The 21,666-nt window shown below is 66.9% G+C and carries 19 protein-coding genes; 11 read left to right on the top strand and 8 right to left on the bottom strand.

The genetic code is table 11. The features are described from left to right. Nucleotides 1-17: 17 nt before the first annotated feature. From clpS to BG90_RS03565, 5 genes are all read left to right on the top strand, one after another. Nucleotides 18-332 (top strand): ATP-dependent Clp protease adapter ClpS, encoded by a 315-nt coding sequence (clpS, locus tag BG90_RS03585; protein WP_009892611.1) that lies wholly within the window; start codon nucleotides 18-20, stop codon nucleotides 330-332. Continuing rightward, nucleotides 329-2,629, top strand: a complete 2,301-nt coding sequence (gene clpA / locus BG90_RS03580) for an ATP-dependent Clp protease ATP-binding subunit ClpA (RefSeq protein WP_010114282.1) — start codon at nucleotides 329-331, stop codon at nucleotides 2,627-2,629. Before clpS ends, clpA begins: the two co-directional genes overlap by 4 nt. Before the next feature lie 97 nt (nucleotides 2,630-2,726). After that, nucleotides 2,727-4,106, top strand: coding sequence for an amino acid permease (locus BG90_RS03575; RefSeq protein WP_010114283.1), 1,380 nt, complete (start codon nucleotides 2,727-2,729; stop codon nucleotides 4,104-4,106). Nucleotides 4,107-4,182: 76 nt separating this feature from the next. Further along, on the top strand, nucleotides 4,183-4,935 hold the full coding sequence (locus BG90_RS03570; RefSeq protein ID WP_010114284.1) for a hypothetical protein: 753 nt from the start codon (nucleotides 4,183-4,185) through the stop codon (nucleotides 4,933-4,935). A gap of 154 nt (nucleotides 4,936-5,089) precedes the next feature. After that, the gene (locus BG90_RS03565; protein WP_010102083.1) at nucleotides 5,090-5,872 is read left to right on the top strand and encodes a COG4705 family protein; all 783 of its coding nucleotides are present in this window, start codon (nucleotides 5,090-5,092) and stop codon (nucleotides 5,870-5,872) included. 79 nt (nucleotides 5,873-5,951) lie between these two features. Here BG90_RS03565 and dut read toward each other — a convergent pair whose 3' ends face one another. The 5 genes from dut to BG90_RS03540 form a co-directional block, all read right to left on the bottom strand. Beyond that, on the bottom strand, nucleotides 5,952-6,398 hold the full coding sequence (gene dut / locus BG90_RS03560) for a dUTP diphosphatase (RefSeq protein ID WP_010102085.1): 447 nt from the start codon (nucleotides 6,396-6,398) through the stop codon (nucleotides 5,952-5,954). A gap of 62 nt (nucleotides 6,399-6,460) precedes the next feature. Then, the gene (coaBC, locus tag BG90_RS03555; protein ID WP_010102087.1) at nucleotides 6,461-7,672 is read right to left on the bottom strand and encodes a bifunctional phosphopantothenoylcysteine decarboxylase/phosphopantothenate--cysteine ligase CoaBC; all 1,212 of its coding nucleotides are present in this window, start codon (nucleotides 7,670-7,672) and stop codon (nucleotides 6,461-6,463) included. Nucleotides 7,673-7,733: 61 nt separating this feature from the next. Further along, nucleotides 7,734-8,237, bottom strand: a complete 504-nt coding sequence (gene lspA, locus BG90_RS03550) for a signal peptidase II (protein WP_010102088.1) — start codon at nucleotides 8,235-8,237, stop codon at nucleotides 7,734-7,736. Continuing rightward, nucleotides 8,238-11,075: an isoleucine--tRNA ligase gene (gene ileS, locus BG90_RS03545; protein ID WP_010114285.1), complete on the bottom strand. Its 2,838-nt coding sequence runs from the start codon at nucleotides 11,073-11,075 to the stop codon at nucleotides 8,238-8,240. A gap of 113 nt (nucleotides 11,076-11,188) precedes the next feature. Continuing rightward, nucleotides 11,189-12,181 (bottom strand): bifunctional riboflavin kinase/FAD synthetase, encoded by a 993-nt coding sequence (locus BG90_RS03540; protein ID WP_010114286.1) that lies wholly within the window; start codon nucleotides 12,179-12,181, stop codon nucleotides 11,189-11,191. Nucleotides 12,182-12,304: 123 nt separating this feature from the next. Here BG90_RS03540 and purN point away from each other — a divergent pair, with 123 nt between their 5' ends. The 6 genes from purN (at nucleotide 12,305) to nadC (ending at nucleotide 19,173) form a co-directional block, all read left to right on the top strand. Next, complete coding sequence (gene purN / locus BG90_RS03535) at nucleotides 12,305-12,967, top strand: phosphoribosylglycinamide formyltransferase (RefSeq protein WP_010114287.1); 663 nt, start codon at nucleotides 12,305-12,307, stop codon at nucleotides 12,965-12,967. Beyond that, nucleotides 12,964-14,226, top strand: a complete 1,263-nt coding sequence (locus BG90_RS03530) for an RsmB/NOP family class I SAM-dependent RNA methyltransferase (protein ID WP_010102096.1) — start codon at nucleotides 12,964-12,966, stop codon at nucleotides 14,224-14,226. The genes purN and BG90_RS03530 overlap by 4 nt, the downstream gene beginning before the upstream one ends. Before the next feature lie 15 nt (nucleotides 14,227-14,241). After that, entirely contained in the window at nucleotides 14,242-15,594 is a 1,353-nt protein-coding gene (locus BG90_RS03525) for a mechanosensitive ion channel family protein (protein WP_045568049.1), read from the top strand. Nucleotides 15,595-15,788: 194 nt separating this feature from the next. Further along, nucleotides 15,789-16,985 carry a DesA family fatty acid desaturase gene (locus BG90_RS03520; protein WP_010102100.1) on the top strand — a complete coding sequence of 399 codons (1,197 nt, stop codon included), beginning with the start codon at nucleotides 15,789-15,791 and terminating at the stop codon, nucleotides 16,983-16,985. A 170-nt stretch (nucleotides 16,986-17,155) separates the two neighbouring features. Further along, nucleotides 17,156-18,292, top strand: coding sequence for a quinolinate synthase NadA (gene nadA, locus BG90_RS03515; protein WP_010102102.1), 1,137 nt, complete (start codon nucleotides 17,156-17,158; stop codon nucleotides 18,290-18,292). Next, nucleotides 18,289-19,173: a carboxylating nicotinate-nucleotide diphosphorylase gene (gene nadC / locus BG90_RS03510; protein WP_010102103.1), complete on the top strand. Its 885-nt coding sequence runs from the start codon at nucleotides 18,289-18,291 to the stop codon at nucleotides 19,171-19,173. Before nadA ends, nadC begins: the two co-directional genes overlap by 4 nt. A gap of 133 nt (nucleotides 19,174-19,306) precedes the next feature. Here nadC and nadB read toward each other — a convergent pair whose 3' ends face one another. The 3 genes from nadB to rpmB form a co-directional block, all read right to left on the bottom strand. Next, entirely contained in the window at nucleotides 19,307-20,908 is a 1,602-nt protein-coding gene (nadB, locus tag BG90_RS03505) for an L-aspartate oxidase (RefSeq protein WP_010114290.1), read from the bottom strand. A 168-nt stretch (nucleotides 20,909-21,076) separates the two neighbouring features. Beyond that, complete coding sequence (gene rpmG, locus BG90_RS03500) at nucleotides 21,077-21,244, bottom strand: 50S ribosomal protein L33 (RefSeq protein WP_004185395.1); 168 nt, start codon at nucleotides 21,242-21,244, stop codon at nucleotides 21,077-21,079. A 17-nt stretch (nucleotides 21,245-21,261) separates the two neighbouring features. Continuing rightward, nucleotides 21,262-21,495, bottom strand: a complete 234-nt coding sequence (rpmB, locus tag BG90_RS03495; protein WP_004186391.1) for a 50S ribosomal protein L28 — start codon at nucleotides 21,493-21,495, stop codon at nucleotides 21,262-21,264. Between the last annotated feature and the right edge of the window lie 171 nt (nucleotides 21,496-21,666).

The raw sequence follows: 21,666 nt of genomic DNA, 5'->3' as shown, positions 1-21,666 counted from the left end.
TTGTTTAGAATGGGTGTATGGCGATTATCCCGGACAAGCAGGACAGCACCGTCCTGGAACGCAAGGAGCAGAAGCTCAAGCCGCCTTCGATGTACAAGGTGGTGCTCCTGAACGATGACTTCACGCCAATGGAATTCGTCGTGATGATCGTGCAGGAGTATTTCAAGAAGGATCGCGAAACGGCCACGCAGATTATGTTGAAGGTGCATCGCGAAGGGCGGGGGGTTTGTGGGGTCTATACGCGAGACATCGCGTCGACCAAAGTCGAGCAAGTCGTTACCCATGCGCGGCAGGCCGGGCATCCGCTGCAGTGCGTGATGGAGGAAGCATGATTGCCCAGGAATTGGAAGTCAGCCTGCACATGGCGTTCATGGAAGCGCGCCAGGCGCGGCATGAGTTCATTACGGTCGAGCATCTCTTGTTGGCGCTGCTGGATAATCCGACGGCAGCCGAAGTGTTGCGCGCGTGTGCCGCGAACATCGAGGACCTGCGCCAGAACCTGCGCAATTTCATCCACGACAACACGCCGACCGTACCCGGCACCGACGACGTCGACACGCAGCCGACGCTCGGTTTTCAGCGCGTGATCCAGCGCGCGATCATGCATGTGCAGTCGACGTCGAACGGCAAGAAGGAAGTCACGGGCGCGAACGTGCTCGTCGCGATCTTCGGCGAGAAGGATTCGCACGCGGTCTACTATCTGCAGCAGCAGGGCGTGACGCGCCTCGACGTCGTCAACTTCATCTCGCACGGCATCGCGAAGACGAGCAGCAGCGAGTCCGCGAAGCCCGCCGACGCGAGCGCGGAAGCCGACGACGCGAACACGCAGAAGGAAACGCCGCTCGCGCAGTTCACGCAGAATCTGAACCAGATGGCGAAGGACGGCCGCATCGATCCGCTCATCGGACGCGAGTCCGAGGTCGAGCGCGTCGTGCAGGTGCTCTGCCGTCGCCGCAAGAACAATCCGCTCCTCGTCGGCGAGGCGGGCGTCGGCAAGACGGCGATCGCCGAGGGCCTCGCATATCGCATCACGCGCGGCGAGGTGCCGGACATTCTCGCGAACGCGCAGGTGTATTCGCTCGACATGGGCGCGCTCCTCGCGGGCACGAAGTATCGCGGCGACTTCGAGCAGCGTCTGAAGACGGTGCTCAAGGAACTGAAGGAGCGTCCGCACGCGATCCTCTTCATCGACGAGATCCATACGCTGATCGGCGCGGGCGCCGCGTCGGGCGGCACGCTCGACGCGTCGAACCTGCTGAAGCCGGCGCTGTCGTCGGGCACGCTCAAGTGCATCGGCGCGACGACGTTCACCGAGTATCGCGGGATCTTCGAAAAGGATGCGGCGCTGTCGCGGCGCTTCCAGAAGATCGACGTGACGGAGCCGACCGTCGAGCAGACGGTTGCGATCCTGCGCGGCCTGAAGTCGCGCTTCGAGGAGCATCACGGCGTCAAGTATTCGTCGGGCGCGCTGTCGGCGGCCGCCGAGCTGTCGGCGCGCTTCATCACCGACCGTCATCTGCCCGACAAGGCGATCGACGTGATCGACGAGGCGGGCGCCGCGCAGCGCGTGCTGCCGAAGTCGAAGCAGAAGAAGACGATCGGCAAGAGCGAGATCGAGGAAATCATCTCGAAGATCGCGCGCGTTCCGCCGCAGAGCGTGTCGCAGGACGACCGCAGCAAGCTGCAGACGCTCGACCGCGATCTGAAGAGCGTCGTGTTCGGCCAGGATCCGGCGATCGACGCGCTCGCGGCCGCGATCAAGATGGCGCGCGCGGGCCTCGGCAAGCTCGACAAGCCGATCGGCGCGTTCCTGTTCTCCGGTCCGACGGGCGTCGGCAAGACCGAAGTGGCGCGGCAGCTCGCGTTCACGCTCGGCATCGAGCTGATCCGCTTCGACATGTCCGAGTACATGGAGCGTCACGCGGTGAGCCGCCTGATCGGCGCGCCGCCGGGCTACGTCGGGTTCGACCAGGGCGGGCTCCTCACCGAGGCCGTCACGAAGAAGCCGCATTGCGTGCTGCTGCTCGACGAAATCGAGAAGGCGCATCCGGACATCTTCAACGTGCTGCTGCAGGTGATGGACCACGGCACGCTGACCGACAACAACGGCCGCAAGGCGGATTTCCGCAACGTCATCATCATCATGACGACGAACGCGGGCGCGGAGTCGATGCAGAAGGCGTCGATCGGCTTCACGACGCGCCGCGAAACCGGCGACGAAATGGTCGACATCAAGCGTCTGTTCACGCCGGAGTTCCGCAACCGTCTCGACGCGATCATCAGCTTCCGCTCGCTCGATGAGGAAATCATCATGCGGGTGGTCGACAAGTTCCTGATCCAGCTCGAGGAGCAACTGCACGAGAAGAAGGTCGACGCGCTGTTCACCGACGCGTTGCGCAAGCATCTCGCGAAGCACGGCTTCGACCCGCTGATGGGCGCGCGGCCGATGCAGCGGCTGATTCAGGATACGATCCGGCGCGCGCTTGCCGACGAGCTGCTGTTCGGCAAGCTCGTCAACGGCGGTCACGTGACGGTCGACGTCGACGAGAGCGACAAGGTGCAACTGTCGTTCGACAAGACGGCGACGCCGCCCAGCAAGCCCAACGAAGAGACGGTGGAAGTCGAATAACCGCTGGTCGAACGCTTCGAACGAACGGCGCGGGAAGTCTCCCGCGCCGTTTCGTTTTGTTTGCAGCAGATAAAAAGCACGAAAGCAGGAGTTTGGTTTGACGCAACAACAACGAACGTTCGACCCGATCGTCGAGCGCGAGAAGGGTCTGCGGCGCGGGCTCTCGTCGGGGCAGATGGCGATGATCGCGATCGGGGGCGCGATCGGGACGGGTCTCTTTCTGGGCAGCGGCTTCGCGATCGGGCTCGCGGGGCCGGGCGTGCTGGTGTCGTATGCGATCGGCGCGCTGATCGCGCTGCTGCTGATGGGCGCGCTGGCGGAAATGACGGTCGCGCATCCGACGTCGGGCTCGTTCGGCGCGTATGCCGAGCATTATGTCGGTCCGCTCGCCGGGTTTCTCGTCCGCTATGCGTACTGGTCGGCCGTCGTGTTCGCGGTCGGCACCGAGGTGAGCGCGATCGCCGTCTTCATGAAATACTGGTGTCCGGCCGTGCCCGGCTGGTACTGGGTCATCGGGTTTTCGGCCGTGCTGATCGCCGTGAACATGGCGAGCGTCACGCTGTACGGCGTCGTCGAATACGTGTTCTCGCTGCTGAAGATCACCGCGATCGTCGCGTTCATCGTGCTCGGCGCGTACTTTGTCTCGACAGCGCCCGCTTCGTCCGGCATCGGTTTCGCGAACTACGCGGCGCACGGCGGCTTCTTTCCGAAGGGTTTCTCGGGCGCGTGGGTCGCGGTGATCGTCGCGATCTTCAGCTACATGAGCATCGAAACCGTCGCGATCGCGGCGGGTGAAGCGCGCGATCCGCAGCGCGCGGTGTCGCAAGCGTTTCGGTCGACCGTGCTTCGTCTCGTGCTGTTCTATCTGCTCACGCTGTCGCTGATGCTCGCGATCGTGCCGTGGACGCAGGCCGGCACCGACGAAAGCCCGTTCGTCAAGGTGATGGCCGCCACGCACGTGCCGTACGCGGCGGGCGTCATCAACTTCGTCGTGCTCGTCGCGGCGCTCTCCGCGATGAACAGCCAGCTCTACGTGACGACGCGAATGATGTTCAGCCTGTCGCGCGCGCGGCTCGCGCCCGCGCTCTTCGGGCGCATCGGCGCGAACGGCGTGCCGCTCGCGGCGCTCGTCGTATCGTCGAGCGGCGTCGCGATCGCGGCCGTGCTGGTCGCGCTGTATCCGGAAACCGCGTTCACGCTGCTGATGGCGATCGCGATGTTCGGCGCGCTGTTCACGTGGCTGATGATCTTCGTCACGCATCTCTGCTTTCGCGCGCGCTATCGCGGTCCGACGCCCGCGTTCAGGATGTGGCTGCATCCGATCGGCAGTCTGCTCGGCGCGGCGCTCGTCGGCGCGGTGCTCGTGACGACGGCGTTTACGCGCGAGTTCAGAATGACGATGATGGTCGGCATTGCGTTCATGGTGCTGCTGACGCTCGCGTATCGGCTGCATTACCGCGCGCGGCACGCCGGCTAGCTGCAGCGTGAAGAGCGCGAAGCCGGGACGCGGCGGCGGCGCGGCATGAGGGGCGGCATTTCTGGCGAGAGACAGAATGACGATGGCGAAGAACACCGGCGAAGCGACCGATGCCGAGCACACGACGGCGCATGCGCGCGCGGGAGCGCTCGCGCGTGCGGTGAAGCGCATCGCGTTGGGCGCGCTCGTCGGCGTCGCGCTCGCTTGTCCGTTCGCGGCCTCGTTCGGGGCGACCTTGCGCGCGTCTTCGAGCGGCGGGGCCGTGCCGCTTCTCGACACGACGCCGTGGCTCGCGAGCGTGCAAGCGCCGAAGTCCCCGTTCTTCACGCGCGAATCGGACGCCGAAGGCGTGTCGTTCCACTTCAAGAACAGCGGCCGCTACGTCGCGAAGGGCGGCGAGGTGGTCGTCAGCGAGTCGGCGGACGGCGACATGTGGCTGAGCGGCATGGTGCACGCGACGTACATCGACGGCGCGGGTGTCGCGACATCCGGATGGCTCGTGCGCTCGCACTTGCGGCCGATCCGGACGCCCATGCGCGCGCCCGGCTGGGACGGCCGCTGGCGCAGCAGCGAGGGCGCGCGCAGGCTGATCGTGCGCGGCGATCGCGTCAGCTATTCGTTCATGGGGGGCGGCGCGCGGTCGCGCGTCGAGATGCTGTTGCGGATGCGGCCCGTGTCTGACGTCGAAGCGACGCTGTCGCGCGCGCAAGCGTCGGACGGCGTATGCGATCTCGATGTGCGGCGTCTCGGCGACTATCTCGTCGTGACCGCGCGGGATTGTTTCATCCATGGCGTGAATCCAGAGGGAATCCTGCGCAGACAGCAATAACGTGCACTGCCTGTGTGCGTCAACGCGCGAATCGGTCGATGTTCGCACGCCGCGGATGCGGGTTAACGCTCTCTTAAGCGACCGTTCTTTAGCATTCGAGTCTCGTGCCGCATGGCGGCGATTGGTCTATTCCGAATTCCTTCGAGAGGCTCGCATGAACAAGCTCCCTGCGATTACGCTCGCGTTCTGGGTGATGAAGATCTGCGCGACGACGCTCGGCGAAACCGGCGGCGATCTGCTGTCGATGACGCTCAATGTCGGCTATGCGTACAGCTCGTTGATCCTGTTCTCGTTCTTCATCGTCACGCTCGCCGCGCAGCTCGCGACGACGCGCTACCGTCCGGCGATCTACTGGGCGGTGATCGTCGCGACGAGCACCGCCGGCACGACGATGTCCGACTTCATGGACCGCACGCTCGGTCTCGGCTACGCGGCCGGCTCCGGCATTCTCGTCGCGATCCTGCTGACGATCTTCGCCGTGTGGCGGCTGCAGGGCGAATCGCTCGCGGTCACCGAGATCCGCACGCGCAAGGTCGAGCTCCTCTACTGGGTCGCGATTCTGTTCTCGAACACGCTCGGCACCGCGCTCGGCGACTTCCTCGCCGACAGTTCGGGCCTGGGCTTCGCGGGCGGCGCGTTCCTGATCGGCGGCTTGCTCGCGGTGATCGTGCTCGCCGCGTACCTGACGAACGTGTCGAAGGTGCTCCTGTTCTGGGCGGCGTTCGTGCTGACGCGGCCGTTCGGCGCGACGGTCGGCGACCTGCTGACGAAGCCCGTCGCGAAGGGCGGCCTCGGGTTCGGCACCGTCGGTTCGTCGGCGATTCTCGCGGGCGTGCTGATCGCGCTCGTGATCTATGCGATGTTCGCCGAAGCGAAGCAGGCGAAGCAAGGGGAGCAGCCGCAGCTCGGCTGGAAGCAGCCGGCGCTCGAGGAGTGAGCGGCAGCGTAACGGCAAGAGGCGGGAAGCGAAGCGCGTGCGGGGGCGGTTGGGCCCCGCACGCGTTTTGTCGCGTGGCTCAGTTGCGGCCGGTGCTGCCGAAGCCGCCCGCGCCGCGCTCGCTCTGCGCGAAGTCGTCGACGAGATTGAACGCCGCCTGCACGACCGGCACGATCACGAGTTGCGCGAGGCGTTCGAACGGGTTCAGCACGAATTCGGTCTGGCCGCGGTTCCACGTCGAGATCATCAGCTCGCCCTGGTAGTCCGAATCGATGAGGCCGACCAGGTTGCCGAGCACGATCCCGTGCTTGTGGCCGAGGCCCGAGCGCGGCAGGATCAGCGCCGCGTAGCCGGGATCGGCGAGATGGATCGCGAGGCCGGTCGGCACGAGCGCCGTGTCGCCCGGCTTCAGCGTGATGGGCGCGTCGAGGCACGCGCGCAGATCGAGGCCCGCGCTGCCGGTCGTCGCGTATTTCGGCAGGTAGTCGCGCACGCGCGCGTCGAGAATCTTGAGATCGAGTTTCATGCGGCGAAAATCGGTGACGGTGGTTGAGAGGCGCGGCCGCGCGAGGCGGCCGCGGCGATGCGTCAGATGAGGCTCGTGTCGGGCAGCCGCTTCGCGATTTCGGCGACGAGCGCGTGCGCGAGCGTCATCTTGTCGGCGCGCGGCAGGCGCGTCGTGCCGCTCGCTTCGAACAGCACGACTTCGTTATCGTCGAGGCCGAACGTCAGCGGGCCGAGATTGCCGATCAGAAGGGGCACGTTCTTGCGCACGCGCTTTTCCTCGCCGTGCACGTCGAGATCGCCGCTCTCCGCCGCGAAGCCGACGCAATAGGGCGCATCGGGCCGCGCCGCGACGGTCGCGAGGATGTCCGGATTCTCGACGAACGTGAGCGCCGGCATCTTGTGGTCGGCGGTCTTCTTGATCTTGTGCTCGGCGGGCTGCGCGGCGCGCCAGTCGGCGACCGCGGCGACCGCGATGAATACGTCGGCGTCCGGCACCGCGTTCAGCACCGCGTCGTGCATCTGCTGCGCGGTCTGCACGTCTTCGCGGTACACGCCCCACGGCGTCGGCAGATGGACGGGGCCCGCGACGAGATGCACGTCGGCGCCCGCCTGCTGCGCGGCGCGCGCGATCGCGAAGCCCATCTTGCCGCTCGAGCGGTTCGTGAGCCCGCGGACCGGATCGAGCGGCTCGAACGTCGGGCCCGCGGTGATCAGCACGCGGCGATGCGCGAACACCTTCGGCTGGAAGTGCGACACGATCGCTTCGTAGATCGCCTCCGGCTCGAGCATCCGGCCGTCGCCGACTTCGCCGCACGCCTGCGCGCCCGAATCGGGCCCGAGCACCGCGACGCCGTCGTGGCGCAACTGCGCGACGTTGCGCTGCGTCGCCGGGTTCTGCCACATCTGGCGGTTCATCGCGGGCACGACGAGCAGCGGGCAGTCGCGCGCGATGCACAGCGTCGACAGCAGATCGTCGGCGAAACCGTGCGCGAGCTTCGCGAGGAAATCGGTCGACGCGGGCGCGATCACGATCGCGTCGGCTTCGCGCGACAAGTCGATGTGCGCCATGTTGTTCGGCATCCGCGCGTCCCACTGGCTCGTGTAGACGGGGCGGCCGGACAGCGCCTGCATCGTGACGGGGGTGATGAATTGCGTCGCGGCGTCGGTCATCACGACCTGCACGGTCGCGCCCGCCTTCGTCAGAAGACGCGTGAGCTCGGCGATCTTGTAGCAGGCGATGCCGCCCGTGAGGCCGAGGACGAGGTGTTTTCCTGCGAGTTCTGCGTGTGCCAACTGAAGTCTCCGGAAGCACGTGGGGCCGGCGCGCGCCGGCCCCTGCGCGAAGTGTATGCGCTCAGCGTGCGCCGCGCACGCGGCGCAGCTCGTCGTAGATGAGGAGCACCGCGCCTACCGTGATCGCGGAGTCGGCGAGGTTGAACGCGGGCCAGTGCCACGCGCCGGCGTGGAAGTCGAGGAAGTCGATCACGTGACCGTACAGCAGGCGGTCGATCACGTTGCCGAGCGCGCCGCCGAGGATCAGCGCGAGCGACAAGCTGAAGAGGCGCTGATGGCCATGGCGCTTCAGCAGGTAGCAGATCACGAGCGTCGCGCCGATGCCGAGCGCCGTGAACGCCCAGCGCTGCCAGCCGCCCGCCGTCGCGAGGAAGCCGAACGCCGCGCCGCGGTTGTAGATCAGCGTCAGGTTGAAGAACGGCGTCAACGGGTGCATCGCGCCGTACGCGAACGTCTTCAGCACGGCGATCTTCGTCAGCTGATCGAACAGGATCACGATCAGCGAGATGCCGAGCCACGGCGCGAGCGCGCCGCCCGAGGATTTCGACAGGGTGGTCTTCGCCATTTATGCAGCGCTCCGGGTTTCGCCGTTTTCGAACAGGTTGGAGAAGCAGCGGCCGCAGAGCGTCGGATGATCGGCGTGCGCGCCGACGTCTTCGCGGTAGTGCCAGCAGCGTTCGCACTTCTGGTACTTCGACGTCGCGACGTCGACGCCCTCGTCGCTTTCCGCATCGACCTTCGCGACCGTCGCCGCCGACGTGATCAGCACGAACTTCAGATCGTCGCCGAGGCTCGCGAGCGCGTCGAAGCGCGCGCCCGACGCGCGCACTTCGACTTCTGCCTGCAGCGACGAGCCGATGCGGTTCTCGGTGCGCGCTTCCTCGAGCGCCTTCGTCACGCTGCCGCGCACGTCGCGCAGCAGCGACCATTTCGCGACGAGCGCGTCGGCGTCGGCGACTTCCGGATATGCGTAGTAGGTTTCGGTGAAGATCGTGTCGCTTTGCGGCCGGAACACGCGCCACGCTTCCTCGGCCGTGAACGACAGGAACGGCGCGAGCACGCGCAGGAGGCCCTGCGTCACGTGGTAGAGCGCCGTCTGCGCGGAGCGGCGCGCGTTCGACGCCGGCGCGCTCGTGTACAGGCGATCCTTCAGCACGTCGAGATAGAAGCCGCCCAAGTCTTCCGAGCAGAACGTCTGCAGCTTCGCGACGACCGGGTGGAACTCGTACTTCTCGTAATGCGCGAGCAGCTCGGTCTGAAGCTGCGCGGCGAACGCGACCGCATAGCGGTCGATCTCGAGCCATTCGCTCGCGGGCAGCGCGTCCTTCGCGTAATCGAAGTCCGACAGGTTCGCGAGCAGGAAGCGCAGCGTGTTGCGGATCCGGCGATAGCCTTCCGTCACGCGCTTGAGAATCTCCTCGGAGATCGCGAGCTCGCCCGAATAATCGGTCGATGCGATCCACAGGCGGATGATCTCCGCGCCGAGGCGGTTCGCGACTTCGTGCGGATCGATCCCGTTGCCGAGCGACTTGCTCATCTTGCGGCCTTCGCCGTCGACCGTGAAGCCGTGCGTGAGGAGGCCCTTGTACGGCGCGCAGCCGTCGAGCATCGACGCGGTCAAGAGCGACGAGTGGAACCAGCCGCGGTGCTGGTCCGAGCCTTCGAGGTACAGGTCGGCCGGGAACTGCAGCTGATCCTTGTGCGAGCCGCGCAGCACGTGCCAGTGCGTCGTGCCCGAGTCGAACCAGACGTCGAGCGTGTCGCGGTTCTTTTCATAGAGGTTCGCGTCGTCGCCGATCAGCTCGCGCGGATCGAGCGTCTGCCATGCTTCGATGCCCGCCCGCTCGATGCGCTTCGCGACTTCCTCGAGCAGCTCGAGCGTGCGCGGATGCAGCTCGCCCGTTTCCTTGTGGACGAAGAACGCCATCGGCACGCCCCATTGGCGCTGGCGCGACAGCGTCCAGTCCGGACGGTTCGCGATCATGCTGTGCAGGCGCTGCTTGCCCCACGACGGATAGAACGCGGTCGCGTCGACCGCGTCGAGCGCGGTCTCGCGCAGCGTCCGGCCGCCGTCCGTCGGCTGCGTGTCCATGCCGGCGAACCATTGCGACGTCGCGCGATAGATGATCGGCGTCTTGTGGCGCCAGCAGTGCATGTAGCTGTGCGAGTAGTGCTCGTTGCGCAGCAGCGAGCCCGCCGCCTTCAGCGCGTCGACGATCTTCGGATTCGCGTCCCAGATCGTGAGGCCGCCGAAGAGCGGCAGCGATTCGATGTAGCGGCCGTCGCCCATCACCGGGTTGATGATGTCCGAATCGGTCATGCCGTGCGACTTGCAGGAGACGAAGTCCTCGACGCCGTACGCGGGCGACGAGTGGACGACGCCCGTGCCGGTGTCGGTCGTCACGTAGTCGCCGAGATAGACGGGCGCGGTGCGCTTGTAGCCCGGATGCGCGGCGGCGAGCGGGTGATGGAAGCGCAGGTTCGCGAGCTTGTCGCCGCGCGTCGTCGCGATCACGCGGCCCGTCAGATCGAAGTCCTTCATGCACGCTTCGACGCGTTCCTCGGCGATGACGAGGAGGCCGCGCTGCGTGTCGACGAGCGCGTAGACGATTTCCGGATGGAGGTTGAGCGCCTGGTTTGCCGGAATGGTCCAGGGCGTCGTGGTCCAGATCACGATCCCGCCTTCGGCGCGCGGCAGCGCGGGGAGGCCGAACGCCTGCGCGGTTTTTTCCGGTTCCGCGAACGCGAACAGCACGTCGATCGTCGGATCGGTGCGGTCCTTGTATTCGACCTCCGCTTCGGCGAGCGCCGAGCCGCAGTCGAAGCACCAGTTCACGGGCTTCAGGCCGCGATACACGTAGCCCTTCTCGATGATCTTGCCGAGCGCGCGGATTTCTTCCGCCTCGTTCTGGAAGTTCATCGTCTTGTACGGATTGTCCCATTCGCCGAGCACGCCGAGGCGCTTGAAGCCCGCCTTCTGCTTCTCGATCTGCTCGGTCGCATAGGCGCGCGCCTTCTCCATCACCTCGGCGGCGGGCAGCGACTTGCCGAACTGCTTCTCGATCTGGATCTCGATCGGCATCCCGTGGCAGTCCCAGCCGGGCACGTACGGCGCGTCGAAGCCCGCCATGTTGCGCGACTTCACGACCATGTCCTTCAGGATCTTGTTGACCGCGTGGCCCAGGTGGATGTCGCCGTTCGCGTACGGCGGGCCGTCATGCAGGATGAACTTCGGGCGGCCCTGGCTCGCCGCGCGGATCTTGTCGTAGACGCCGCGCGTTTCCCAGTCCTTCACCCATTGCGGTTCGCGCTTCGGGAGGTCGCCGCGCATCGGGAACGGCGTGTCGAGCAGGTTGACCGGATACTTGGCCTGCGGTTTCGAATCGGCTTTCTTGTTGCTCATGTCGGGATCGCTGTGAAATCTTGGGGACGCTCGTGCGTCGTGAAATCGGAGAGGCGCGGCGCGGGCTTCGGGCGGCGCGGCGGACGGCGCGCCCGGCGCGGGCGCGGCGTCGATCAGCTAATTCGGTCGGTGGCCGACGTCGCGAAGCCGGTCGCGCGGCTGCCCGGCGCGCGGCCGTGCGCGGCGAAGTACGCGCGCGTGTCGACGACGTCCTGCGCGATCGCGCGCGCGAGCGTCTCGAGATCGACGAATTTCGCCTCGTCGCGCAGCTTCTTCAGGAACTCGACGCGAACGAGTTTGCCATACGCGTCGCCGTGCCAGTCGAGCAGATGCACTTCGAGCAGCACACGGCCCGAATCGTCGACGGTCGGCCGCACGCCCAAGCTCGCGACGCCCGGCAGCGGCTCGGGCCCGATGCCGTGCACGTGGACGACGAAGATGCCGGACAGCGCCGGGCGCTTGTGCGCGATCGGCAGGTTCAGCGTCGGGAAGCCGAGGTCGCGGCCGAGCTTCAGGCCGTGCGTGACGTGGCCGCTGATCGCGTAGCCGTGGCCGAGCGCGCGCGCGGCCGCGTCGAGATCGCCCGCCGCGAGCGCGGCGCGCACGCCGGAGCTCGAGATCCGCGCGCCGTCGGCGTCGGCGAGCGTCTCCATCTGCTCGACCTCGAAGCCGTGGCGCTCGCCCGCCGCCTTCAGCGACGCGAAATTGCCCGCGCGCTTCGCGCCGTAGCAGAAATCGTCGCCGACCATGATCCAGCGCGTGTGCAGCCCGTGGACGAGCGTGTGCTCGACGAACGTCTCGGGTGACTGGCTCGCGAACGTGTGGTTGAAGTGCTCGACGACCACGCGGTCGACGCCGTGCTCGCGCAGCGCCTCGAGCTTGTCGCGCAGCATCGCGATCCGCGGCGGCGCGCCGGCCGGATTGAAGAATTCGCGCGGGTGCGGCTCGAACGTCATCACGCACACGGGCAGCCCGCGCGCATCCGCCGCCGCGCGCACGCGCGCGAGCAGGGCCTGGTGGCCGCGATGGACACCGTCGAAGTTGCCGATCGTCAGCGCGCACGGGGCGCGGCTTTCGGCGTTGGGCAGGCCGCGAAAGACTTTCACGATAGCGGATGGCAGCGTGGGGGATGAGCGGCCGGATGCCGCAAAGCAAAAGATTATAAACGCTCGGGCGGCCGGGCGGCTCAGGATGCCGGAAACGGCAGGGCCGAATGGTAAAATCCGCGGATGAAAAAACTCGTCATCCTGATTTCCGGCCGCGGCAGCAACATGGAGGCCATCGTACGCGCTTGCGCGCGCGAGGGCTGGCCTGCCGAGGTCGCCGCCGTGATTTCCAGCCGGCCGGGCGCCGCGGGCCTCGAATTCGCGGCGTCGCACGGCATCGCGACCGCCGTCGTCGACCATCGCGCATTCGACGGCCGCGACAGCTTCGACGCGGCGCTCGCCGCCGAGATCGACCGTTTCGGCCCCGATCTCATCGTGCTCGCCGGCTTCATGCGCATTCTCACGCCGGCCTTCGTCGCCAGATATGAGGGCCGGATGCTCAACATCCATCCGTCGCTGCTGCCGAGCTTCAAGGGCATCCATACGCACCAGCAGGCGCTCGACGCGGGCGTCGCGCTGCACGGCGCATCCGTCCACTTCGTGATTCCGGAGCTCGACAGCGGCGCGATCGTGGCTCAAGCGGCCGTGCCCGTCGTCGCGGGCGACGACGCCGGCGCGCTCGCCGCGCGCGTGCTCGCGGCCGAGCACGTGCTGTATCCGCGCGCGGTGCGCTGGTTCGTCGAAGGGAAGCTGCGCCTCGAAGCGGGGCGCGCGGTCGTCGCGCCCGACGAGGCGCGCTGGCTGTTCGCGGATGCAATCGACACATCGACGAGCGAGGGCGTATGAAGCTGCACGGTTTCCTGATTGGCCAGACCGAGGCGCTGCTCGCCGAGGTCCTGAAATTCGTCGGCCCGGCCGACGTCACGACGAGCCGCTTCTTCCGCGCGCATCCGAAGCTCGGCCACGCCGAGCGCGGCGTGATCGCCGAGGCGGTGTTCGCGGTGCTGCGGCGGAAGATGGAATACGCGCACCTCGCCGAGAGCGGCACGGGCGCGCCTGCGCGGCGCCTCGCGCTGCTCGGCCTGATGCAGACGGCCGGCCGCTCGGCGCTCAAGCCGTTCGTGACGGACGCCGAGTGGGCGTGGCTCGACCACGTCGCGAAAATCGATCCGGCGAGCCTGCCGCTGCGCGTGCGCACGAACCTGCCCGACTGGATTCATCAGGCGCTTGCCGAGCGTGTCAGCGCGGATGAGCTCGCGCAGTTCGCCGCCGCCGTCAATTATCCGGCGCCGCTCGATCTGCGCGCGAACGCGCTGAAGGCGACGCGCGACCAGGTCATCGACGGCCTGCGCGCGGCGGGCATCGACGCGGGCGCGACGCCGTTCGCGCCGTTCGGCGTGCGCGTCGTCGGCAAGCCGGCGCTCACGAAGCTCAAGCTGTTCGAGGAGGGGCAGATCGAAGTCCAGGACGAGGGCAGCCAGCTGCTGTGCTCGCTCGTCGCGCCGCGGCGCGGCGAGATGGTCGTCGATTTCTGCGCGGGCGCGGGCGGCAAGACGCTCGCGCTCGGCGCGATGATGCGCTCGACGGGCCGCCTGTATGCGTTCGACGTGTCCGAGAAGCGTCTCGCGAAGCTGAAGCCGCGCCTCGCGCGCAGCGGGCTGTCGAACGTGAACCCGGTGCTGATCGACAGCGAGCACGACGCGAAGATCAAGCGGCTCGCGGGCAAGATCGACCGCGTGCTCGTCGATGCGCCGTGCAGCGGCCTCGGCACGCTGCGCCGCAATCCGGACCTGAAGTGGCGCCAGTCGCGCGAGTCGGTCGCCGAGCTCGCGCCGAAGCAGGCGTCGATCCTCGCGAGCGCCGCGCGCCTCGTGAAGAAGGGCGGACGGCTCGTCTACGCGACCTGCAGCGTGCTCGAAGCGGAGAACGAGGCGATCGTGTCCGAATTCCTCGCCGCGCATCCGGAGTTCGCGCTCGTGCCGGCGAACCGCTTGCTCGCCGAGCAGCGGATCGCGCTCGACACGGGCGACTACCTGTCGCTCTGGCCGCACCGCCACGCGACCGACGGCTTCTTCGCCGCGGTCCTCGAGCGGCGTGCGCAATAGCGGGCGGGTTCGCGCATGATCACGAATCACCTGACCCGGCGGCTCGCGGCGGTCGCCCACGACTTCGGCCAGCCGGCGATGATCTGGCAGGCGGTCGCGTTCCTCGGCTCGCTCGCGCTCGCGTGGCTCGTCGCGCGCTTTCTGCGCGGCCGGATCGACGCGCGCCGCCGCGCGGCCGGCCGCCCGCCCGGGCCGGGCGCGCTGAGCCTGAACCGCGCGCTGTTTCCGCTCGTCGGCGGCGCGTTCATGTGGCTCGCGGAGACGGCGTTCGACGAATTGATGCCGACGTCGCTCCTGCAGCTCGCGCTCGTGCCGCTCTTCGGCATCGGCCTCATCTACATCCTGTTCTTCGTCGCGCGCCGCGTGTTCGCGCGCGACGGCCACACGCACGCGTGGCTGTCGATCGTCGAGAAGATCGTGTCGATCGTCGTGTGGGCCGCGATGGCGCTCACGGTGCTCGGCATCCAGCGCGACGTGCTCGCATGGCTCGACAGCGTCCAGTTTCGCGTCGCGAACGCGCGCCTGACGCTCTTGTCGGTGGTGTCGGGCGCGTTGTGGATCTGCGTGACGCTCGTCGTCGCGATGTGGCTCGGCTCGGTGCTCGAAGAGCGGCTGATGCGCGCGCGCTCGCTCGATGCGAACCTGCGGGTCGTGCTCGCGCGCGTCGGCCGCGCGCTGCTCATCTTCGCAGCGGTGCTGATCGGCCTGTCGCTCGTCGGGATCGACGTGACGGTGCTCGGCGTGTTCGGCGGCGCGCTCGGCGTCGGGCTCGGCTTCGGCCTGCAGAAGATCGCGAGCAATTACGTGTCGGGCTTCATCATCCTGCTCGACCGGTCGCTCAGGCTCGGCGACGCGATCAACGTCGGCGGCCTGCAGGGCGTCGTCACGCAGATCCGCACGCGCTACACGGTCGTGCGCGGCCTCGACGGCAACGAGACGCTGATTCCGAACGAGAAGCTCATCACCGACGTCGTGCAGAACCAGTCGTCGTACCTGACGCGCGGCTATGCGAAGGTCGCGGTGCAGGTGGCGTACACGTCGGACGTCGAGCACGCGATGTCGTTGCTCGTCGAGGCGGTGCAGGGCGTCGAGCGCGTGCTCGAGGAGCCGGCGCCGACGCCGTATCTCGTCGGCTTCGGCGCGGACGGCATCGATCTCGAACTCGGTTTCTGGATTGCCGACGCGGCGAAGGGGACGGCGGGCGTGCGCTCGACGGTCAACCGGAACATCTGGCGGCTTTTTGTCGCACACGGGATTTCGATCCCGTTTCCGCAGCGCGAAGTTCGCGTGATCGGGCTGCCGGACGGCATCGCGCCCGCGGCCGGCGCAAACGGCTTCGCGGCCGAGCGGACGCGGCAGGACGCGTAGCGGGCAGGGCGCCGCCGCGCCCCGCTCAGCCCGAATACGCCCGCGTGCGTATTGCACTGCCGCAAGAAATATTCATTTTTTACAAAGACTTGGAACGGATGCAGTAAAATCCCGTCCTACTACGCGGTATGCTTTCATTTTCTTGACGCAGGTTATTTGAGCCGGCGTCCTTACTACTTGCACAGGTAACTGCCTTGTTGAATTCCCTGCTCGATTTCTTTGCCAACGGGCTTCTGCGCTTCACGTGGTGGCAGATCGTGCTGTTCACGCTCGCCGTCACGCACGTGACGATCGTCGGCGTGACCGTCTATCTGCACCGCTGCCAGGCGCACCGCGCGCTCGATCTGCATCCGATCGTGAGCCACTTCTTCCGTTTCTGGCTGTGGATGACGACAGGCATGCTGACGGGCCAGTGGGCGGCGATCCACCGCAAGCACCACGCGAAGTGCGAGACCGAGGAAGATCCGCACAGCCCGCAGACGCGCGGCATCTGGAAGGTGCTGCTCGAAGGCGCCGAGCTGTATCGCGCGGAAGCGAAGAACGAAGAGACGATGCGCAAGTACGGCCACGGCACGCCGAACGACTGGCTCGAGCGCAATCTCTACTCGAAGTATCCGATTCTCGGCGTGAGCGTGATGATGGTGGTCGACGTCGCGCTGTTCGGCCTCGTCGGCCTCACCGTGTGGGCGGTCCAGATGGTGTGGATTCCGTTCTGGGCGGCGGGCGTCGTCAACGGCCTCGGCCACTTCTGGGGCTATCGCAACTTCAACGCGGCCGACGCGAGCACGAACCTGTTTCCGTGGGGCATCGTGATCGGCGGCGAGGAGCTGCACAACAACCACCACACGTTCGCCACGTCGGCGAAGCTGTCGAACAAGTGGTACGAGTTCGACATCGGCTGGATGTATATCCGCATCATGTCGGCGTTCGGGCTCGCGAAGGTGAAGAAGATCGCGCCGACGCCGCGCCTCGCCGCGCGCAAGACCGTGCTCGACCAGGAAACGCTGCAGGCCGTGCTGTCGAACCGCTACGAGGTGATGGCGCGCTACGCGAAGACGCTCAAGCGCGCGTACAAGCAGGAGCTCGCGCATCTGAAGGAGCTCGGCGCGCGCGAGAAGTACCAACTGATGCGCGGCGCGCGCAAGTGGTTCCACAAGGACGAGGCGGGCCTCGACGAGCCGCAGAAGCGGATGCTGCCGGAGATCTTCGCGAACAGCCAGAAGCTGCACACGTTCTTCCAGCTGCGCGCCGAACTTGCCGCGATCTGGGAGCGTTCGAACGCGTCGCGCGAACAGTTGCTCGCGCAGCTGCAGGACTGGTGCCATCGCGCCGAGCAAAGCGGCATCAAGGCGCTGCAAGAGTTCGCGACGCGCCTGCGCCGCTACGCCTGAGTCGTCCGAGCCGAAATCGATTAGAATTTCAGGACGTCACAAACCCCGCGCTGGCGGGGTTTTTTCTTTTGGGCCGGCCGTTTGGCGATGCCGGCCTGTTAGCAGGGCTGAGCTTTGCATAGAACCGGAGTGAGCGCGAAAGCGCCAACGCCGGTCGATAGGAGATGAAGATGCAATCGGCGATCAAACCCGTCGAGTACGACCGCCCGCTCGCGGCAGGGGCGGCCTGCGGCGTCGGCGAGGCGTGGGCGAAGGTGCCCGAGCCGCTCGCCGCCGGCGAGCGCGACGCGCTGAAGGCGCGGATCAAGGCCTTGCTCGCGCGCGAGAAGGCCGTGCTGGTCGCGCACTATTACGTCGACGCGGATCTGCAGGAGCTCGCGGACGAGACGGGCGGCTGCGTCGCCGATTCGCTCGAAATGGCACGCTTCGGCCGCGATCACGACGCGCAGACGCTCGTCGTCGCCGGCGTGCGCTTCATGGGGGAGACGGCGAAGATCTTGAGCCCGGACAAGCGCGTGCTGATGCCCGACCTCGACGCGACGTGCTCGCTCGATCTCGGCTGCCCGGTCGACGAGTTCTCGCAGTTCTGCGACGCGCATCCGAATCGCACGGTCGTCGTCTACGCGAATACGAGCGCCGCGGTGAAGGCGCGCGCCGACTGGATGGTCACGTCGTCGATCGGCCTCGAGATTGTCGCCGATCTGCATGCGCGCGGCGAGAAGCTCATCTGGGCGCCGGACCGTCACCTCGGCGGCTACATCCAGAAGAAGACGGGCGCCGACATGCTGATGTGGCAGGGCTCGTGCCTCGTCCACGACGAGTTCAAGGGCATTGAGCTCGATCTGCTGCGCGCCGAGTATCCGGACGCGAAGATCCTCGTGCATCCCGAGTCGCCCGAGAGCGTCGTCGCGCTCGCGGACGTTGTCGGCTCGACGACGCAGCTCATCGACGCGGCCGTGAAGCTCGATGCGCAGCGCTTCATCGTCGCGACCGATCTCGGCATCCTGCACAAGATGCGGCTCGCGGCGCCCGGCAAGACCTTCATCGAGGCGCCGACGGCCGGCAACAGCGCGACGTGCAAGAGCTGCGCGCATTGTCCGTGGATGGCGATGAACGCGCTGTCGAATCTGGCCGAGGTGCTCGAGCGCGGCCACCACGAGATCTTCGTCGACGCGCCGGTCGCCGAGCGTGCGCGCGTGCCGATCGACCGGATGCTCGATTTCGCGGCGCGCCACAGGAAGCGCGTGCAGGCGAGCGGCGACCTGCAGCGCGATCAGCAACTCTTCGCGAACGTGGGGGCGGCATGACGAACGACGCAGTGTCGCCGCTCTTCGCCGAGATCTCGCGCGAATACGGCGCCGCATTCGAAGCGGCGATCGCGCGTAATGTCGCCGATGCGCTTGCCGAGGATGTCGGCAGCGGCGATCAGACCGGGCGCCTCGTGCCGGACGGCGCACCGCGCCGCGCGCGCGTGATCGTGCGCGAGGCGGCCGTGCTGTGCGGCGTGCCGTGGTTCGTCGCGGTGGTGCGCGCGGTCGATCCGTCGATCGAAGTCGACTGGCGCTATCGCGAAGGCGATCGGATGACGGCCGACTCGACCGTTTGCGAATTGCGCGGCGCCGCGCGGTCGCTGTTGACGGCCGAGCGCAACGCGCTCAATTTCCTGCAGCTGCTGTCGGGCATTGCGACTGCGACGCGCCGCTACGTCGACCGGATCGGGGATACGCGCACGCGCATCCTCGACACGCGCAAGACGCTGCCGGGCCTGCGGCTCGCGCAGAAGTACGCGGTGCGCGTCGGCGGCGGCGCGAACCAGCGGCTCGCGCTCTATGCCGGCATCCTGATCAAGGAAAATCACATCGCGGCGGCGGGCGGCGTCGGCGAGGCGCTCGACGCGGCGTTCGCGCTGAATGCCGACGTGCCGGTGCAGATCGAGGTCGAAACGCTCGAGCAGCTGCGTACGGCGCTTGCGCACGGCGCGCAGTCGGTGCTGCTCGACAATTTCACGCTCGACATGATGCGCGACGCGGTGCGCATCACGGAAGGCCGCGCGGTGCTCGAGGTGTCGGGCGGCGTGAACTTCGACACGGTGCGTGCGATCGCGGACACGGGCGTCGACCGGATCTCGATCGGCGCGCTGACGAAGGACGTGCGCGCGACCGATTATTCGATGCGCATTGTCGAATGATGTCGCGGCCGCGCGCGTCCGGATCGTCGGGCGCGCCGCGGCCGGGCTGAATAAAAGGGCCGCCGGCGAGGAGCAATGCGCCGGCGGCCCTTTTGCCTATTGCGCGCCGTTTTCGGCGCGCATCATCCGGGCTTCATTTCGATGCGCGCCGCACCGGCGTGAGCACGGTCGGTAGCGCCTTCGGCAATGCCTGCGGCCAGTCGCGGCTGTAGTGCAGGCCGCGGCTTTCGTGGCGCGCCCGTGCGCTGTCGACGATCAGCGACGCGACGTCGACGAGATTGCGCAGCTCGAGCAGATCGCGGCTCACGCGGAAGTGCGCGTAGTACTCGTGGATCTCGTCGCGCAACAGCTTCAGGCGGTGCTGCGCGCGCTCGAGGCGCTTGTCGGTGCGCACGATGCCGACGTAGTTCCACATCAGGCGGCGCAGCTCGTCCCAGTTGTGCGCGACGACCACTTCCTCGTCCGCGTCCGCCACGCGGCTCTCGTCCCATGCGGGCAGCGGGCCGTGCGTCGCCGAATCGTAGCCGGCGCTCTCGATCGCGTCGGCGGCCGCGCGGCCGATCACGAGGCATTCGAGGAGCGAATTGCTCGCGAGGCGGTTCGCGCCGTGCAGGCCCGTGCACGACGTCTCGCCGACCGCATAGAGGCCCGCGATGTCGGTGCGTCCGGCGAGATCCGTGACAACGCCGCCGCACGTGTAGTGCGCGGCCGGCACGACCGGGATCGGCGCCTTCGAGATGTCGATGCCGAACTCGAGGCAGCGCGCGAAGATCGTCGGGAAGTGCTCGCGCAGGAACGCTTCGGGCTGGTGGCTGATGTCGAGATACACGCAGTCGATCCCGCGCTTCTTGATCTCGAAGTCGATCGCGCGCGCGACGATGTCGCGCGGCGCGAGCTCGGCGCGCGGATCGTGCGCGGGCATGAAGCGGGTGCCGTCCGGCAGCTTGAGGATGCCGCCTTCGCCGCGCACCGCCTCGGAAATGAGGAACGACTTCGCGTACGGGTGGAACAGGCAGGTCGGATGGAACTGGATGAACTCCATGTTCGCGATCCGGCAGCCCGCGCGCCACGCCATCGCAATGCCGTCGCCCGTCGCGGTGTCCGGGTTCGTCGTGTACAGATAGACTTTGCCGGCGCCGCCCGTCGCGAGCACCGTGTGCGGCGCCTCGATCGTCACCGTTTGGCCGGTCTGTACGTCGAGCGCGTAGAGGCCGACGCAGCGCCGGCCCGGTAGTCCGGGCAGTCCGAGGCGATCGGACGTGATGAGGTCGATCGCGTGGTGATCCTCGAAGAACGTGATGTTCGGGTGCGTGCGGGCGCGCTCGGAAAGCGTCGCGAGCACGGCGTGGCCCGTCGCGTCGGCCGCATGAATGATGCGGCGATGGCTGTGGCCGCCTTCGCGGGTCAGGTGGAAGCCGAGCTCCGCGGCGTCGTCCTTCGTAAACGGCACGCCTTGCGAGATCAGCCATTCGATCGCTTCGCGGCCGTGCTCGACGATGTAGCGCGTCGCGGCTTCGTCGCACAAGCCGCCGCCCGCGATCAGCGTGTCGTTCACGTGATTCTCGACGCTGTCCGCCGAATCGAGCACCGCGGCGATGCCGCCTTGCGCGTAGTCGCTCGCGCCCTCCATCATCGACCGCTTCGCGACCAGTGCGACGCGTCGCGTTTGTGCGAGATTGAGCGCGACCGACAAACCGGCGAGGCCGCTGCCGACGATCGCCACATCGAAATTCATCTGCATCTCCGTTTCTTGCGCGTTTTGTCTTATCTTTTCCACCGCGCGCAATGCGGGCGGAAAGGGCAGAGCATACCGCGTCGAAGAAGAGGGTGTACGCCCGCCAACGCGAAAAGCCCCGCGATTGCGGGGCTTTTCGTCGTCGTCAGGCTCTTTGAAACCGGAGAATTACTTGATCTTGGTTTCTTTGTACGCCACATGCTTGCGGGCGACGGGATCGAACTTCATGATCTCCATCTTTTCCGGCATGTTGCGCTTGTTCTTCGTGGTCGTATAGAAGTGACCCGTGCCTGCGGTCGACTCGAGCTTGATCTTGTCGCGTGCGCCTTTCGCCATGTTAGTGCTCCTTGGACTTAGGCTTCGCCGCGTGCGCGCAGGTCGGCGAGCACGGAATCGATGCCGTTCTTGTCGATCAGGCGCAGGCCGGCGTTCGAAACGCGCAGACGCACCCAACGGTTTTCGCTTTCAACCCAGAACCGGCGGTTTTGCAGATTCGGCAGGAAGCGACGCTTCGTCTTGTTGTTGGCGTGGGAAACGTTGTTGCCGCTCATCGGCGCTTTCCCAGTTACTTGGCATACGCGTGCCATGAGAGCACTCCTAATACGCTGAATTCGGGGTTCGATCGCCGGTGAAGGTTCTCTTCTTTGCGCGACCACGTAAGTCTCGGCCGTGCCAGGAAAAGCGCCTCCGATCCGTGGTTGATCCTTGATCGACAAGGCCACGAGACCGCTTCAGCGGCTTCAGAACTGGTTGGAAAA

The organism is Burkholderia oklahomensis C6786 (assembly GCF_000959365.1).
In the GTDB taxonomy this organism is placed as follows: domain Bacteria; phylum Pseudomonadota; class Gammaproteobacteria; order Burkholderiales; family Burkholderiaceae; genus Burkholderia; species Burkholderia oklahomensis.
Note: the sequence above shows the minus strand (reverse complement) of the source record. Positions and strands in the feature narration are given on the sequence as shown.

Excerpts from the sequence above, each read along its gene's own strand:
- lspA (WP_010102088.1), bottom strand. The coding sequence starts at position 8,237 with ATGGCGAAGACCACCCTGTCGAAATCCTCGGGCGGCGCGCTCGCGCCG.
- nadC (WP_010102103.1), top strand. The coding sequence starts at position 18,289 with ATGACGAACGACGCAGTGTCGCCGCTCTTCGCCGAGATCTCGCGCGAA.
- clpA (WP_010114282.1), top strand. The coding sequence starts at position 329 with ATGATTGCCCAGGAATTGGAAGTCAGCCTGCACATGGCGTTCATGGAA.
- ileS (WP_010114285.1), bottom strand. The coding sequence starts at position 11,075 with ATGAGCAACAAGAAAGCCGATTCGAAACCGCAGGCCAAGTATCCGGTC.
- rpmG (WP_004185395.1), bottom strand. The coding sequence starts at position 21,244 with ATGGCGAAAGGCGCACGCGACAAGATCAAGCTCGAGTCGACCGCAGGC.
- nadA (WP_010102102.1), top strand. The coding sequence starts at position 17,156 with ATGCAATCGGCGATCAAACCCGTCGAGTACGACCGCCCGCTCGCGGCA.
- dut (WP_010102085.1), bottom strand. The coding sequence starts at position 6,398 with ATGAAACTCGATCTCAAGATTCTCGACGCGCGCGTGCGCGACTACCTG.
- BG90_RS03525 (WP_045568049.1), top strand. The coding sequence starts at position 14,242 with ATGATCACGAATCACCTGACCCGGCGGCTCGCGGCGGTCGCCCACGAC.
- purN (WP_010114287.1), top strand. The coding sequence starts at position 12,305 with ATGAAAAAACTCGTCATCCTGATTTCCGGCCGCGGCAGCAACATGGAG.
- nadB (WP_010114290.1), bottom strand. The coding sequence starts at position 20,908 with ATGAATTTCGATGTGGCGATCGTCGGCAGCGGCCTCGCCGGTTTGTCG.
- BG90_RS03570 (WP_010114284.1), top strand. The coding sequence starts at position 4,183 with ATGACGATGGCGAAGAACACCGGCGAAGCGACCGATGCCGAGCACACG.
- BG90_RS03565 (WP_010102083.1), top strand. The coding sequence starts at position 5,090 with ATGAACAAGCTCCCTGCGATTACGCTCGCGTTCTGGGTGATGAAGATC.
- clpS (WP_009892611.1), top strand. The coding sequence starts at position 18 with ATGGCGATTATCCCGGACAAGCAGGACAGCACCGTCCTGGAACGCAAG.
- BG90_RS03530 (WP_010102096.1), top strand. The coding sequence starts at position 12,964 with ATGAAGCTGCACGGTTTCCTGATTGGCCAGACCGAGGCGCTGCTCGCC.
- rpmB (WP_004186391.1), bottom strand. The coding sequence starts at position 21,495 with ATGGCACGCGTATGCCAAGTAACTGGGAAAGCGCCGATGAGCGGCAAC.